This is a genomic window from Streptomyces sp. NPDC029122, assembly GCF_055569445.1.
Window position 1 is genome coordinate 118,042 of record NZ_JBVHWK010000018.1, and the last position, 14,290, is coordinate 132,331.

Below are 14,290 nucleotides of genomic sequence, written 5' to 3' on the forward strand. Positions count from 1 at the left end.
TCTGGTGTGCTTTCCCTCTCTCTACGCCTTTGGAATGGGAAACAAGCACCCACGGGGTAGAGAGAAAGCAAACGCTGCCGGCGCCCCCCCCCCCGGGGGGGGGGGGGCCCCCCCGCCCTCGGTACGAGAACAGCGGACCAACCAGAGGCCGGAGCCAGGGGCCGATCAGAAGTCCATGTCACCGCCCGGCATGCCGCCCGGAGCGGCGGCGGCCTTCTCCGGCTTGTCGGCGATGACGGCCTCGGTGGTCAGGAAGAGCGCGGCGATGGACGCGGCGTTCTGCAGGGCGGAGCGGGTGACCTTCGCCGGGTCGATGATGCCCTCGGCGATCATGTCGACGTACTCGCCGGTCGCGGCGTTCAGACCGTGGCCGACGGCCAGGTTGCGCACCTTCTCGACGACGACGCCGCCCTCGAGACCACCGTTGACGGCGATCTGCTTCAGCGGGGCCTCCAGCGCGAGCTTCACGGCGTTGGCGCCGGTCGCCTCGTCACCGGTGAGCTCGAGCTTCTCGAAGACCGAGGAGGCCTGGAGCAGGGCCACGCCACCGCCGGCGACGATGCCCTCCTCGACGGCCGCCTTCGCGTTGCGGACGGCGTCCTCGATGCGGTGCTTGCGCTCCTTGAGCTCGACCTCGGTCGCGGCACCGGCCTTGATGACGGCCACGCCGCCGGCCAGCTTCGCGAGGCGCTCCTGGAGCTTCTCGCGGTCGTAGTCCGAGTCGGAGTTCTCGATCTCGGCGCGGATCTGGTTGACGCGGCCCTGGACCTGGTCGCTGTCACCGGCACCGTCGACGATGGTGGTCTCGTCCTTGGTGATGACGACCTTGCGGGCGCGGCCGAGCAGGTCGAGACCGGCGTTCTCCAGCTTGAGGCCGACCTCCTCGGAGATGACCGTGCCGCCCGTGAGGATGGCGATGTCGCCGAGCATGGCCTTGCGGCGGTCGCCGAAGCCCGGGGCCTTGACGGCGACGGACTTGAAGGTGCCGCGGATCTTGTTGACGACCAGGGTCGACAGGGCCTCGCCCTCGACGTCCTCGGCGATGATCAGCAGCGGCTTGCCGGACTGCATGACCTTCTCCAGGAGCGGCAGCAGGTCCTTGACCGAGCCGATCTTGGAGTTGACGATCAGGATGTACGGGTCGTCCAGGGACGCCTCCATACGCTCCATGTCGGTGGCGAAGTACGCCGAGATGTAGCCCTTGTCGAAGCGCATGCCCTCGGTGAGCTCCAGCTCCAGACCGAAGGTCTGGGACTCCTCGACGGTGATGACGCCTTCCTTGCCGACCTTGTCCATGGCCTCGGCGATGAGCTCGCCGATCTGGGTGTCGGCGGCGGAGATGGAGGCCGTGGAAGCGATCTGCTCCTTGGTCTCGACATCCTTGGCCTGGGCCAGCAGGGCAGCCGATACGGCCTCGACGGCCTTCTCGATACCGCGCTTGAGGGCCATCGGGTTGGCACCGGCGGCCACGTTGCGCAGACCCTCGCGGACGAGCGCCTGGGCGAGGACGGTCGCGGTGGTCGTACCGTCACCGGCGACGTCGTCCGTCTTCTTGGCGACTTCCTTGACCAGCTCTGCGCCGATCTTCTCGTACGGGTCCTCGAGCTCGATCTCCTTGGCGATGGAGACGCCGTCGTTGGTGATCGTGGGGGCGCCCCACTTCTTCTCAAGGACGACGTTGCGACCCTTGGGGCCAAGGGTGACCTTGACGGCGTCGGCGAGCTGGTTCATGCCACGCTCGAGACCGCGCCGGGCCTCCTCGTTGAACGCGATGATCTTGGCCATGGTGAAGTGGTCCTCCCGGACAGGGGTGGATTGCTCCGGACCGCGCCCGCGCCCGCGACGGACGGCCTGCGGATCCGGCGGTTCCTTCCCGCCGGACCCTGCGGGCCTCACCGACCCGGTCCTCGTCTTAGTAGCACTCTCACCCGGAGAGTGCTAACGCCAATGATTAGCACTCGACCCCCACGAGTGCAAGCGGCTTCCGGCAACACGCGGGCGAGACGGGGCCGACACGCAGGAGGGGCCCACACCCTGTCCAGGATGTGGGCCCCTCATGCGTGTGCGTGCGTCGGTGGCCGAACGCGTCCGCTCCGGCTCAGCCGGCCGCGAGCTTGACCATGTCCGCCTGCGGACCCTTCTGGCCCTGCGAGATCTCGAACTCGACCCGCTGACCCTCTTCGAGGGTGCGGTACCCGTCCATCTGGATGGCGCTGTAGTGGACGAACACATCCGCACCACCGTCGACCGCGATGAAGCCGTAGCCCTTCTCCGCGTTGAACCACTTGACGGTGCCCTGAGCCATGCCTAACTCCCCTATTACTGGCCCTTGCGCAGGACCGCACTTCGCGGTCCCGGGTCAGAACTTGCGCCGGAACGCCTCGACCGCGGCTGAATGTATCCGCACCGGTGCTGTCAGCAACAGGTCAATCCGACGAGAAATCTGGACACGCGGAAACGTTGAAATAGAGTGAAAATTTGGAATATTCCAGGGCAACTCGGGCCAGACAAGCAGCACCAAAGGCCCAAAAGGCGCGCGCATGTTGACTCAATGTCAACCATCCGTCGGCCCGCTCATATGCGGCGGGCAAGAACAGCGGAGGGGACTGCCCCAACTCTACCGCGCCCAATCAAGCAGAATTGCCCCCTCCGTTTATGACGGAGGGGGCAATTCTGATGTGTTCGGTCAGCAGCCGCCGGCCACCGCGGGGATGATCGAGACGCCGGCGCCGTCCGGCGTCGCCGCCTGCAGGCCGCCCTCGAAGCGCACGTCGTCGTCGTTGACGTAGACGTTCACGAAGCGGCGCAGCTTGCCCTGGTCGTCCAGGACGCGCGCGGCGATGCCCGGGTGGTTCTGCTCCAGGGACTCGATGACCTCGGCGAGGGTCGCGCCCTCGGCCGGGACCTCGGCCTTGCCGCCGGTGTAGGTGCGCAGGATGGTGGGGATGCGGACGTTGACGCTCATGGCGCTACTGCCTTTCCGGTAGAGCAGGGGGAGATGGTCAGGCCAGGCCGGCGGCGCGGAACGCGTCCAGGCTGGGGCGGATGGTGGCGGTCTGGCCGCTGTCCGCGGCCACCGCCTCCAGGGTCTTGAGGCCGTCACCGGTGTTCAGGACCACGGTGGTCAGGGCCGGGTCGAGCTGCCCGTTCTCGATCAGCTTCTTCGTCACGCCGACGGTCACGCCGCCCGCGGTCTCGGCGAAGATGCCCTCGGTCTGCGCCAGGATCTTGATGGCCTCGACGACCTGCTCGTCGTTCACGTCCTCGACGTAGCCGCCGGTGCGCCGCGCGATGTCCAGGACGTACGGGCCGTCCGCCGGGTTGCCGATGGCCAGGGACTTGGCGATGGTGTTCGGCTTCTGCGGGCGGACCACGTCGTGACCGGCCTTGAAGGCGGTCGACACCGGGGAGCAGCCCTCGGCCTGGGCGCCGAAGATCTTGTACGGCTTGTCCTCGACGAGGCCCAGCTTGATCAGCTCCTGGAGGCCCTTGTCGATCTTCGTCAGCTGGGAGCCGGACGCGATCGGGATGACGATCTGGTCGGGCAGGCGCCAGCCGAGCTGCTCGCAGATCTCGTACGCCAGGGTCTTGGAGCCCTCGCCGTAGTAGGAACGCAGGTTGACGTTGACGAAGCCCCAGCCCTCGCCCAGCGGGTCGCCGATGAGCTCGGAGCAGAAGCGGTTGACGTCGTCGTAGTTGCCCTCGATGCCGACCAGGTCGCCGCCGTAGACGCCGGCCATGACGACCTTGCCCTGCTCCAGGTCGTGCGGGATGAACACGCACGAGCGGAAGCCGGCGCGGGCGGCCGCGGCGCCGACGGCGCCGGCCAGGTTGCCGGTGGAGGAGCAGGACAGGGTGGTGAAGCCGAAGGCGCGGGCGGCCTCGACGGCGATGGCCACGACGCGGTCCTTGAAGGAGTGCGTCGGGTTGCCGGAGTCGTCCTTCACGTAGAGCTTGCCGGTGAAGCCCAGCTCCTTGGCCAGGTTCTCGGCGTCCACGAGCTTGGTGAAGCCCGGGTTCAGGCTCGGCTTGGAGGCCACGTCCGCCGGGACGGGCAGCAGGGGCGCGTAGCGCCAGATGTTGTTCGGGCCGGCCTCGATCGCGGCGCGCAGGGCCTCCGGGTCGCCGAGCGGAAGCTCGTAGGCGACTTCCAGGGGGCCGAAGCACTCGACGCAGGCGAAGATCGGGCCGAGCTCGAAGCGGGTGCCGCACTCACGACAGGAAAGGCCGGTGGCGGGTCCCAGATCGACGGACCCGGTGGTGGCAGAGGTGGCGACAGTCTGTGCAGCCATGATGGCGAGGCCCTTTCTCCTCATCTTCCCCATGGCGCACTTCGCCATGAGACGGAATTGGCACCTTCCCTAGCCGGGGCCTCGCGTGGCGAGAACCGACTGGAGGGTTGCCGGGGCTTCAACGGGCCGTGTCCCTCTGCCCCTCTGGATGAGCGGTATGGCACCGGCACACGCGCTCTCTGGCGCGCCGGTGCGTTTGTACGCGGGACCCCCGGCATGCGGTGGTCCTTCGCGTTGTTCAAGACTGTAACCGAAGGGGCGGGCGGTTGAGACAGCCGTCCGAACCGCGAGATGGATCACAATTCGGCCGAAAACCGCCGAGTGCCGCCGAGTACCGAGCGCCGGGCATCGGGTGCCGAGTGCCGCAGAGAAGCCCAGGGAGTGCTGAGAGTGCTGGATGACGTGGAGCGCTGGCTGGCGGTCCGCTCCTGGTCCGCCGCCGACCGACCGCTCGACCGGCTGCTCGACCGGAAACGGGCGTCCGGTACGACGGTGAGCGTGGTGCTGCCCGCGCTCGACGAGGAGGCCACGGTCGGGCAGATCGTGGAGGTGATCCGGCGCGACCTCATCGAGGGCCTCGCGGTCCCCCTGGTGGACGAGCTGGTGGTGGTCGACTCCGGCTCCACCGACCGTACGGCCGAGGTCGCGGCGAACGCCGGTGCCCGGGTGGTGCACCGGGACTCGGTGCTGCCGCGGATCCCGGCCGTGCCCGGCAAGGGCGAGGTGCTGTGGCGCTCGCTGCTGGCCACCACCGGGGACATCGTCTGCTTCGTGGACGCCGACCTGCGGGACTTCGACTCCGCCTTCGTCTCCGGGATCGTCGGACCGCTGCTGACCGACCCGCCGGTGCAGTTCGTCAAGGCGATGTACGACCGCCCGCTCGGCGACGCCCCGGGCCAGGGCGGGCGCGTCACGGAGCTGGTGGCCCGCCCCCTCCTCAACCTCCACTGGCCCCAGCTGGCCGGCTTCGTCCAGCCGCTGGGCGGCGAGTACGCCGTACGCCGCTCCCTGCTGGAGCGGCTGCCCTTCCCCGTCGGGTACGGGGTGGAGCTGGGTCTGCTGGTGGACGCGCTGCACACGGTCGGGCTGGACGGACTGGCCCAGGTGGACGTCGGGGTCCGGCTGCACCGGCACCAGGACGGGCAGGCGCTGGGCCGGATGGCCGCGGCGATCTACCGCACCGCGCAGCTGCGGCTCGCGCGCGGGCACGCCCCCGGCCACCGCCGGGGGCACCCACAGGTACGGCCGAGGCTGACGCAGTTCGAGCGGGGGCCGGACGGGTTCGTTCCGCGCACGTACGCGGTGGACACGGAGGAGCGGCCGCCGATGCTGGAGGTCGAGGAGTACGCGGTCCGGCGGGTGGCGTGAGCCCCGGGTCGGCGGGTGGCGTGAGCCCCGGGTCGGCCAGGACGTGACGAACCGGACAATTACCGGACGTTTGAGCGAGGACCGACCGGGCTAGGTTCGCCGCATGGCTTCCCGTATGGCTTCTCAGGTTCTCGTCGCCGCCAACCGCGGCCCGCTCTCGTACGCCCTCGACGCCGACGGCACCCTCAGCTCCCGCCGCGGCGGCGGCGGCCTCGTCTCCGGCCTGTCCGCGGCGCTCGCCGCGCAGCCGGAGGCCCTGTGGATCTGCGCGGCCCTGTCGGACGCCGACCGGGAGGCGGTCCACCGGGGCGTCTCCGAGCCCGGCGTCCGGATGCTGGACATCGATCCCGAGGTGTACGACGACGCCTACAACGGCATCGCGAACTCCGTGCTCTGGTTCACCCACCACCACCTGTACGACGTCCCGCGCGAGCCGGTCTTCGACGCCGCGTTCCGCCGCCGCTGGGACTCGTACACCGCGTACAACCAGGCCTTCGCCCAGGCCCTGGCGGAGGAGGCGGCGGAGGGCGCGTCGGTCCTGGTCCAGGACTACCACCTCGCCCTGGTCCCGGGGGCCCTGCGCGAACTGCGCCCGGACCTGCGGATCGCGCACTTCACGCACACCCCGTGGGCCTCGCGGGAGTTCCTGGGCATGCTCCCGGACGACATCCGCAGCCGGCTGGTGTGGGGCATGCTCGGTGCGGACCTGGTCGGCTTCCACACCTGGGCGTGGGCACACAGCTTCATGGCCGGCGCGCAGCTGGACGACGAGCGGGGCGTCGCCGAGCCGAAGTTCCCGGCCGGGGTGGAGCCGTCGAAGTCCCGCTACGTCGACAAGAACCCCATGAGCCCCGTGCGGCACAAGCGGACCGACGTCGCGGTCTTCGCCCTCGGCGTGGACGAAGAAGACCTGCGCAAGCTCGCGCACCGGCCGGAGGTCGACGACAAGCTGGCCGCGCTGAGGGCGGAGGTCGGCGACCGGAAGACCATCGTCCGGGTCGACCGCACGGAACTGTCGAAGAACGTCCTGCGCGGCCTGCTGGCCTACCGGGAGCTGCTGACCGTCCACCCCGAGTGGCGCGGCCGCGTGGTGCACCTGGCGTCCGCCTACCCCTCGCGGCAGGACCTGGAGGTGTACCGGGCGTACACGGCGTCGGTGCGCGAGCTGGCGGCGGAGATCAACGAGGAGTTCGGCACGGAGGACTGGCAGCCGGTCCTCCTCTCCGTGCAGGACGACTTCGCCCGCTCCCTGGCCGCGTACCGCCTGGCCGACGTGGCACTGATCAACCCGGTGCGGGACGGGATGAACCTGGTCGCCAAGGAGATCCCGGTGGTGTCGGAGGCGGGCTGCGCGCTGGTGCTGTCCACCGGGGCGGGGGCGTACGAGGAGCTCCGCGGGGACGCGCTGACGGTCAACCCGTACGACGTCTCCGCGACGGCCGAAGCCCTCCACGAGGCCCTGTCCATGCCGGCGGCGGAACGCGCGGAACGCACCAAGCGCCTGGCGGCGGCCGCGACGGCCCTCCCCCCGACGGCCTGGTTCACGGCCCAGCTGGACGCACTGCGGGGGTGAGGCGGGCGGGGGCGCGGCCCGCGCCCCCGCCCCTCAGGACGTGAGGGCGGCCGCCAGCCGCGCCAGGAAGGCCGCCACCGCCGCCGGGCCGGGGAGGACCAGGTCGGCGCGGGCCGCGAGCTCCGGGACCTCGGCCGAGCCGCTGCACACCAGCAGCCCCGGGAGGCCCTCGGCGCGGCGCTTCTCGACCGCCGAGTACGCCGCGAGGTCGCCCAGGTCGTCCCCCGCGTACAGCACCGCCCCGGCGTTCCGCTCCTCCAGGAACTCGGTCAGGGCGACGCCCTTGTCCATGCCCGGCGGGCGCAGCTCCAGCACGGCGCGCCCCGGCTCGACCATCAGCCCGTGCCGGGCGGCGAGCTCGGCGAGGGGTTCGCGCAGGGCGTCGAAGGCGGCGGCCGGGTCCTCGGCGCGGCGGGTGTGGACGGCCAGCGCCCGGCCCTTCTCCTCGATCCAGGTCCCGCGCCACGCCCCGATCGCGTCGAGGAACCCCGGCAGCTCCGCCCGTACGGCGGCGACGCCGGGGTGTTCGGCGGGGGCGTGGACGATGCCGGTGACCGCGTCCCAGCGTTCGGCGCCGTAGTGGCCCAGGACCACGAGGTGCTCCAGTCCCGGCACCCCGGCGAAGCCGCCGTGGCGGACGGCGACCCCGGCGGGCCGGCCGGTGATGACGGCCACGGCCTCCACCTGCGGCGCCAGCGCGGCGAGCGCCGGTACGGCGGAGGGGTGGGCGCGCGCCTGCTCGGGGTCGGGGACGATCTCGGCGAGGGTGCCGTCGAAATCGAGGGCGATCACGGCTCTGCGGGGTGCGCGGAGGAGGGCTTCGAGTCCCTCGCGTCCGGCTGCGGTGGCGGGCACGGGCATCGGCGGCAGGTCGTGCGGCTGGCTCCCCATACGGATGACCCTACCGGGGCGGCCACGGCGCCGACCAGCCTTCCCCCGAGCTGGGCCGTCTCTTCCGGATCTGGCCTGACCCGGCAAGACCCGGAAGAGACGGCCTAGCGCCGGGCCCGCTGGGCCTCGCGGATGCGGCGGAGGCGGTTGACGGTGCCGGGGGCGTGGGCGAGGGCGCGCGGGTCGTCCATGAGGGCGTTGAGCAGCTGGTAGTAGCGGACCGGGGTGAGCCCGAGGCCTTCGCGCACGGCCCGCTCCTTGGCTCCCGGGCCGGGCCAGCTGCGGCCCTCGTAGGCGAGCACGGCGGCCTCGGCGGCGGTCAGCCGGCCGTGTGCCGTCTCCGCCGCCCCGGTCTCCGCCGTCTCACCCGCCTGGCCGCCGTCCGTCATACGGCCAGATTAACGCCGCCCACCGACACCGCTCCGGCCCGGTCGGGGCCGGTCGCGGTGCCACGGGGCCGGGGGGTCAGCGTTCGCCGTCCGCCTTGCGCGCCTTGGTGGCGATCTCCTCCAGGACCTTCGCGGGCTGCCCGCCCGGCTGTACGGCCTTGCCGATGTTCTGCTTGACGTCCTCGCTGACGCCGGCCCAGGACTTCTTGCCGACCGGGTAGAGCCGGGCGCTGGGCAGGGCGGTCAGGAAGGTCCTCAGCTGGGTGGCCGTGCCGCCGGTGCTGGCGGCCATGGCCCGGTAGCCGCTGGTGGTGACGGGCAGCAGGTCGTACCGGTTGGTGAAGGCGGTCACGTTCTTCGCGGAGAACAGGTGGTCCAGGAACTTCCCGGACTCCTTCTTGTGGCCGTTCTTGAAGGCCATCACCCAGTCCGCGACGCCCATCGTGGAGTGGTCGGTGCCGTCGGCGGTCGGCATGGCGACCATGCCGAACCTCAGGCCCTTGCCGGCGGCCTGCTTCAGCAGCGTCGGGTGGCCGTTGAGCATGCCCACCTCGCCGCGCGTGAAGGCGTCGAAGGCGGCCTGGCGGTCCAGCTTGCCGGGCTCCACCGGGCCGGTCAGCTGCTGGCCGACCATCTTGTCGCGCAGGAACTCCAGCGACTTGACGTTCTCCGGGGAGTCGATCGCGTACGCCTCCTCGTTGTCGGTGTAGCCGCCACCGCCCGCGAGCATCCACATCATCGTCTCGGCCTGGGCCTCCTCGCGGCCGAGCGGCAGCGCGAAGGGGGTCGGGACGTTCGCAGCCTTGAGCTTCTTGGCGGCCGCCTCCAGCTCCGCCCAGCTCTTGGGCTGCCAGGAGGCGTTGGCGTCCTTGGGGATGACCCCGGCGTCGCCGAGCAGCTTCTGGTTGTAGAAGAGCAGCCGGGTGCTGGCGACGAAGGGCATGCCGTACTGCACCCGCTTGACCTTGCCCGCGTCGGCGAGCGGGGCGAGGAAGTCGGCCTCGGTGTTGACGGAGAGCAGCTCGTCGGCGGTGTAGAGCTTGCCGGCCTCCGCGTAGTCGGCGTAGGCGCCGATCTGCGCGATGTCGGGGGCCTTGCCGGCCTCGACCATGGCGGCGACCTTGGCGTCGACCTCCGACCAGGAGTAGACGCTGACCTCGACGCGGACGCCGGGGTTGTCCTTCTCGAAGGAGGTGGCGAGGTCCTTCCAGTAGCCGGCGGAGGAGTTCTGCGGATTGTCCCCGTAGTCGGCCGCCACGACCCGCAGGGTCACCTCGTTGTCCCCGGTGAGGCCGGAGACGGTTCCACAGCCCGCCAGCGTCGCCACGGTCAGGCACAGCGCGGCGCCGGTCGCCGCCGGCCTCAGGTAACGGCCCTTCACAGTTCTTGATCCACCCCAGGTTGTACGTACGATCCGACGTAAGGTCTACACCACTTTGGCGGCTCCTCCACATCCGGAACGGGGCTCGCCGCGGACTGTGTCCGGACCGTGTCCGGGCGGGGGCCCGGATTTGTATGGCCGCTCAACAATCCCCTCCAATGGACTAGACCTTTCCCCGCCGAGCACGCGAGACTGTCTGCTGTGAAACCCGTGAAACACGTCATCGCCCTCGATGTGGGCGGCACCGGGATCAAGGCCGCCCTCATCGGCGCGGACGGCACCCTGCTGCACGAGGCACGCCGCGCCACCGGCCGCGAGCGGGGCCCCGAAGCCGTCGTCGAGACGATCCTGGACTTCGCCTCCGAGCTCCTCGGCCTGGGCCGCGCCCGCTTCGGCACGGCCGCCTCGGCCGCCGGCGTCGCCGTCCCCGGCATCGTCGACGCCGACCGGGGCATCGCCGTGTACGCGGCGAACCTGGGCTGGCGCGACGTACCGATGCGCGAGCTGCTGGGTGCCCGCCTCGGCGGGATCCCGGTCGCCCTCGGCCACGACGTCCGCACGGGCGGACTCGCCGAAGGCCGCATCGGCGCGGGACTGGGCGCCGACCGCTTCCTCTTCGTCCCGCTCGGCACCGGCATCGCCGGCGCCATCGGCATCGCGGGCCGGATCGAGGCCGGCGCCCACGGCTACGCGGGGGAGATCGGGCACATCGTGGTCCGCCCCGGCGGCCCCGCCTGCGGCTGCGGCCAGCACGGCTGCCTGGAGACCCTGGCCTCCGCCTCCGCCGTCAGCCGCGCCTGGGCCGCCGCCTCCGGCGACCCGGCGGCGGACGCCGCCGACTGCGCCAAGGCCGTCGAGTCCGGGGACGCCGCCGCCCGGGAGGTCTGGCTGACCGCCATCGGCGCCCTCGCCGACGGCCTGGTCACCGCGATCACCCTGCTGGACCCGAACACGCTGATCATCGGTGGCGGGCTCGCCGAGGCCGGGGAAACGTTGTTCGCACCACTGAGGACCGCCGTCGAGGAGCGCGTGACGTTCCAGCGGCTGCCCGAGATCGTTCCGGCTGCCCTCGGGGACACCGCCGGATGCCTGGGCGCGGGGCTGCTCGCCTGGGACCTACTCGCCACGGAGGTACCTGCCTGATGTCCGGAAGCGCACACAGCACCGTTCTCTCCGGCGCGAGGGTGGTGCTGCCCACCGGGATCGTGGCGGGCGGCCGCGTCATCGTCGAGGGCGGCCGCATCGTGGGCAGCGCCCGCGAGGACGCGGACGTCACCGATCTGTCCGGGCACTGGATCGTCCCCGGCTTCGTGGACATGCACAACCACGGCGGCGGCGGGGCCTCCTTCACCTCCGGCACCGCCGAGGAGGTCCTCAAGGGCGTACGCACCCACCGCGAACACGGCACGACCACCCTCGTCGCCTCCACCGTCACCGGCGGCCTGGACGAACTGGCCCGCCGCGCGGGACTGCTCGCCGAACTCACCCAGCAGGGCGAGATCGCCGGCATCCACTTCGAGGGCCCCTTCATCAACCCCTGCCGCAAGGGCGCGCACAAGGAGGACCTGCTGCGCGACCCCGACCCGGCCGAGGTCCGCAAGCTGGTCGACGCCGCGCACGGCGCCGCCCGCATGGTCACCCTCGCCACCGAACTCCCCGGCGGCCTGGACTCCGTACGGCTGCTGGCCGAGCACGGGGTCATCGCCGCCATCGGCCACACCGACTCCACGTACGACGAGACCCGCCAGGCCATCGAGGCCGGCGCGACCGTCGCCACCCACCTGTACAACGCCATGCCGGGCCTCGAACACCGCGCGCCCGGCCCGATCGCCGCGCTGCTGGAGGACGAACGGGTCACCGTCGAGCTGATCAACGACGGCACCCACCTGCACCCGGCGATGCTGGAGCTGGCCTTCCACCACGCGGGCGCGCACCGCGTCGCACTGATCACCGACGCCATGGACGCGGCCGGCTTCGGCGACGGCACCTACCACCTCGGCCCGCTGGAGGTGGAGGTCCGCGAAGGCGTGGCCCGGCTCGTGGAGGGCGGCTCCATCGCCGGTTCCACGCTGACCCTGGACACCGCCTTCAAGCGGTCGGTGACGGTGGACCGGCTGCCCGTCGAGTCCGTGGTCCAGGCGATCTCCGCCAACCCGGCCAAGCTGCTGGGCCTCTACGACGAGGTCGGCTCGCTGGAGCCCGGAAAGTACGCCGACCTGGTGGTCCTCGACGCGGCGTTCGACGTCAAGGGCGTCATGCGGCGCGGCGAATGGATCGTCAGCCCGCCGTCCTGAAGCGGTCGTCCGCCCGGCACGACGGAGGCGGCCGGCCCGCGGGACTGGGCCGGCCGCCCTCGATTTGGCATGATCCCGGCACACACCAAGACCGGGACTGGCCATGATCCTCACCGTGACGCTCAACACCGCCCTCGACGTCACCCACCGGGTGCCGCGACTGCTGCCGCACACCTCCCACCGGGTCACCGGGGTCACCGAACGCGCGGGCGGCAAGGGCCTGAACGTGGCCCGGGTGCTCGCCGCGCTCGGCGACGAGGTCACGGCGACGGGCTTCGCCGGCGGTCCGGCCGGGCAGGTCGTACGCGAACTCCTGGCGGGCACCCCCGGTGTGGTCGACGCCCTCGTCCCCTGCGCCGGCACCACCCGGCGCACCCTGGCCGTCGTCGACGAGAGCACCGGCGACACCACCCAGTTCAACGAGCCCGGCCCGCAGATCTCCGCCGCCGAATGGGCCGCCTTCCTCGACCGGTACGCCGAACTCCTCACCGGGGCCCGCGCGGTGGCCCTCTGCGGCAGCCTGCCCCCGGGCGTGCCGGTCGGCGCGTACGCGGTCCTGGTACGGGCGGCCCGCGCGGCCTGTGTCCCCGTGCTCCTCGACACCAGCGGCGAGGCCCTGCGCCGCGGGGTCGCCGCCCGGCCGGAGGTCATCAAGCCGAACGCCGCCGAGCTGGCCGAGCTGACCGGCTCCCGCGACCCGCTGCCCGCCACCCGCGACGCCCGCCGCCGCGGCGCCCACGCCGTGGTCACCTCCCTGGGCCCGGCCGGTCTGCTCGCCGCCACCCCCGAGGGCACCTGGGAGGCGGCCCCGCCCCGGCCGCTGCGCGGCAACCCCACCGGCGCGGGCGACTCCGCGGTGGCGGGCCTGCTCTCCGCACTCACCCGGGGCCTGGACTGGCCCGAGCGCCTCACCCGCGCGGTGGCCCTCTCCGCGGCCACCGTCCACGCCCCGACGGCGGGAGACTTCGACCCCCGCACCTACGAGGAGGTACGGGGGTCGGTGAAGGTCACGGCCCTGTAGGGCGGCCGGGGGCGCCCCGGGCGCGTGCGGTCACTCCGGCTGGAGCCAGAGCTGGTCGATGTTGATCTCGCACTGGTTGCCCGTCTCGCACGAGATCTTGACGGTGTTGACGCCCTTCTTGAGCTCCACCAGCGAGTAGGTGTTCGTCCAGCCCCACTCGCCCGGCTTGGCGAGGGCGAAGTTCTTCATGTTTATCGGCCGGGTCTGCGCCTCGCCGTTGACGGTCAGCGTGGTGCTGGCGTCCTTGCCCGGCACCGCGTACGTCATCTTCAGCTTGTACTTGGCCGACTTGGGCACGTCCAGCGTCCAAGTGACGGCGGCCCCGACCTGGTTGAAGTTGCCGACGTACTGTCCCCCGGCGCTCTTGGCACCGGGGACCGTGGCCTGCAGCGCCGCGCCGCCCGTCAGGGCCATGCCCGCGCCCGAGGCGTCCGCCTTCGGCAGCGGGGCCTGCGAGGGCGGCGGGGTGCTGCTGGGCTCCGCGGAACCCTCGGGCTGCGTGGGCGCCACCGACTGGGCCGGGCCCGTCGCCTGGTTCTTGCCGTCCTTGTCGTTCTTCTTGCCGAAGACCACGGCCGCGCCGATGCCGATGCCGACGGCGGCGACCACCGCGATCGCCGCGATCACCATGCCCCGGCGGCTGGAGCCACCGCCGCGGCCGCCGCCCCGGGACGGGACCGGCTGGTGGTGCGCCGTCGGCGCGGACGGCTGCTGCGGGACGCCGTAGCCGTTCGCCTGGAGGGCTTCGGGCGCCTGGTACTGGGCCTGGTAGGCCTGCGGGGGCTGCTGCTGCGGAACGGCGCCGCGCTGGCCGCCGTAGGTCCGCTCGCCGACCGTGCGCACCTGGTTGTACGAGGTCCGGGGGACGCCGGGCTGCGCGCCGGGCGGTCCGCCGGCCGTCGGGCCGGGGTAGCCGTATCCGCCGCCCTGACCGGGCGGGGTGGCTCCGGCGGCCTGGCCGTCCGCGTAGAGGTAGCCGAACGGGTCATCGTCCTCGGGCTTGTTCGCCCCACCGTGCGGGCCGTTGTTCGCGGGCGTCGTCATCGCAGGTCACTCCTTTCGACCCACGGGAGCCTACCCC

The 14,290-nt window shown here is 71.9% G+C and carries 13 protein-coding genes and 1 riboswitch; of the genes, 5 read left to right on the forward strand and 8 right to left on the reverse strand.

From position 1 onward, the window contains the following. Positions 1–165 precede the first annotated feature (165 nt). From groL to thrC, 4 genes are all read right to left on the reverse strand, one after another. Complete coding sequence (gene groL, locus ACZ4WZ_RS21545; protein ID WP_007265555.1) at positions 166–1,785, reverse strand: chaperonin GroEL; 1,620 nt, start codon at positions 1,783–1,785, stop codon at positions 166–168. A gap of 313 nt (positions 1,786–2,098) precedes the next feature. Next, positions 2,099–2,305, reverse strand: a complete 207-nt coding sequence (locus ACZ4WZ_RS21550; protein WP_008743607.1) for a cold-shock protein — start codon at positions 2,303–2,305, stop codon at positions 2,099–2,101. A gap of 381 nt (positions 2,306–2,686) precedes the next feature. Beyond that, a complete protein-coding gene (locus ACZ4WZ_RS21555) occupies positions 2,687–2,965 on the reverse strand; it encodes a MoaD/ThiS family protein (protein ID WP_467892576.1) in 279 nt (92 codons plus the stop codon). Between the two features lie 37 nt (positions 2,966–3,002). Then, complete coding sequence (thrC, locus tag ACZ4WZ_RS21560; RefSeq protein WP_467892578.1) at positions 3,003–4,292, reverse strand: threonine synthase; 1,290 nt, start codon at positions 4,290–4,292, stop codon at positions 3,003–3,005. A 17-nt stretch (positions 4,293–4,309) separates the two neighbouring features. Beyond that, positions 4,310–4,447: riboswitch (SAM riboswitch) on the reverse strand. A gap of 235 nt (positions 4,448–4,682) precedes the next feature. Between thrC and ACZ4WZ_RS21565 the strand changes: the two genes are divergently transcribed. Then, positions 4,683–5,660 carry a glucosyl-3-phosphoglycerate synthase gene (locus ACZ4WZ_RS21565; protein ID WP_467892580.1) on the forward strand — a complete coding sequence of 326 codons (978 nt, stop codon included), beginning with the start codon at positions 4,683–4,685 and terminating at the stop codon, positions 5,658–5,660. 115 nt (positions 5,661–5,775) lie between these two features. Then, positions 5,776–7,233, forward strand: a complete 1,458-nt coding sequence (locus tag ACZ4WZ_RS21570; protein WP_467892582.1) for an alpha,alpha-trehalose-phosphate synthase (UDP-forming) — start codon at positions 5,776–5,778, stop codon at positions 7,231–7,233. 33 nt (positions 7,234–7,266) lie between these two features. On the opposite strand, the gene otsB is transcribed toward ACZ4WZ_RS21570, so the two are convergent. The 3 genes from otsB to ACZ4WZ_RS21585 all read right to left on the reverse strand — a co-directional run bounded on the left by otsB (position 7,267) and on the right by ACZ4WZ_RS21585 (position 9,894). Then, the gene (gene otsB / locus ACZ4WZ_RS21575; RefSeq protein WP_467892584.1) at positions 7,267–8,124 is read right to left on the reverse strand and encodes a trehalose-phosphatase; all 858 of its coding nucleotides are present in this window, start codon (positions 8,122–8,124) and stop codon (positions 7,267–7,269) included. A gap of 104 nt (positions 8,125–8,228) precedes the next feature. After that, complete coding sequence (locus ACZ4WZ_RS21580) at positions 8,229–8,513, reverse strand: DUF3263 domain-containing protein (RefSeq protein ID WP_467892585.1); 285 nt, start codon at positions 8,511–8,513, stop codon at positions 8,229–8,231. Between the two features lie 76 nt (positions 8,514–8,589). Continuing rightward, entirely contained in the window at positions 8,590–9,894 is a 1,305-nt protein-coding gene (locus tag ACZ4WZ_RS21585; protein WP_467892586.1) for an extracellular solute-binding protein, read from the reverse strand. A gap of 210 nt (positions 9,895–10,104) precedes the next feature. Here ACZ4WZ_RS21585 and ACZ4WZ_RS21590 point away from each other — a divergent pair, with 210 nt between their 5' ends. The 3 genes from ACZ4WZ_RS21590 to ACZ4WZ_RS21600 all read left to right on the forward strand — a co-directional run bounded on the left by ACZ4WZ_RS21590 (position 10,105) and on the right by ACZ4WZ_RS21600 (position 13,209). Beyond that, a complete protein-coding gene (locus ACZ4WZ_RS21590; protein WP_467892633.1) occupies positions 10,105–11,037 on the forward strand; it encodes an ROK family protein in 933 nt (310 codons plus the stop codon). Next, positions 11,037–12,188 carry an N-acetylglucosamine-6-phosphate deacetylase gene (nagA, locus tag ACZ4WZ_RS21595; RefSeq protein WP_467892588.1) on the forward strand — a complete coding sequence of 384 codons (1,152 nt, stop codon included), beginning with the start codon at positions 11,037–11,039 and terminating at the stop codon, positions 12,186–12,188. The genes ACZ4WZ_RS21590 and nagA overlap by 1 nt, the downstream gene beginning before the upstream one ends. Before the next feature lie 103 nt (positions 12,189–12,291). Continuing rightward, positions 12,292–13,209: a 1-phosphofructokinase family hexose kinase gene (locus tag ACZ4WZ_RS21600; RefSeq protein ID WP_467892590.1), complete on the forward strand. Its 918-nt coding sequence runs from the start codon at positions 12,292–12,294 to the stop codon at positions 13,207–13,209. Positions 13,210–13,239: 30 nt separating this feature from the next. On the opposite strand, the gene ACZ4WZ_RS21605 is transcribed toward ACZ4WZ_RS21600, so the two are convergent. Further along, the gene (locus ACZ4WZ_RS21605; RefSeq protein WP_467892592.1) at positions 13,240–14,253 is read right to left on the reverse strand and encodes a CBM35 domain-containing protein; all 1,014 of its coding nucleotides are present in this window, start codon (positions 14,251–14,253) and stop codon (positions 13,240–13,242) included. Positions 14,254–14,290: the final 37 nt, after the last annotated feature.

Bases quoted from the DNA above. Each gene is read 5' to 3' on its own strand.
- groL (WP_007265555.1), bottom strand. From the start codon at position 1,785: ATGGCCAAGATCATCGCGTTCAACGAGGAGGCCCGGCGCGGTCTCGAG.
- ACZ4WZ_RS21550 (WP_008743607.1), bottom strand. From the start codon at position 2,305: ATGGCTCAGGGCACCGTCAAGTGGTTCAACGCGGAGAAGGGCTACGGC.
- ACZ4WZ_RS21555 (WP_467892576.1), bottom strand. From the start codon at position 2,965: ATGAGCGTCAACGTCCGCATCCCCACCATCCTGCGCACCTACACCGGC.
- thrC (WP_467892578.1), bottom strand. From the start codon at position 4,292: ATGGCTGCACAGACTGTCGCCACCTCTGCCACCACCGGGTCCGTCGAT.
- ACZ4WZ_RS21570 (WP_467892582.1), top strand. From the start codon at position 5,776: ATGGCTTCTCAGGTTCTCGTCGCCGCCAACCGCGGCCCGCTCTCGTAC.
- otsB (WP_467892584.1), bottom strand. From the start codon at position 8,124: ATGGGGAGCCAGCCGCACGACCTGCCGCCGATGCCCGTGCCCGCCACC.
- ACZ4WZ_RS21580 (WP_467892585.1), bottom strand. From the start codon at position 8,513: ATGACGGACGGCGGCCAGGCGGGTGAGACGGCGGAGACCGGGGCGGCG.
- nagA (WP_467892588.1), top strand. From the start codon at position 11,037: ATGTCCGGAAGCGCACACAGCACCGTTCTCTCCGGCGCGAGGGTGGTG.
- ACZ4WZ_RS21600 (WP_467892590.1), top strand. From the start codon at position 12,292: ATGATCCTCACCGTGACGCTCAACACCGCCCTCGACGTCACCCACCGG.
- ACZ4WZ_RS21605 (WP_467892592.1), bottom strand. From the start codon at position 14,253: ATGACGACGCCCGCGAACAACGGCCCGCACGGTGGGGCGAACAAGCCC.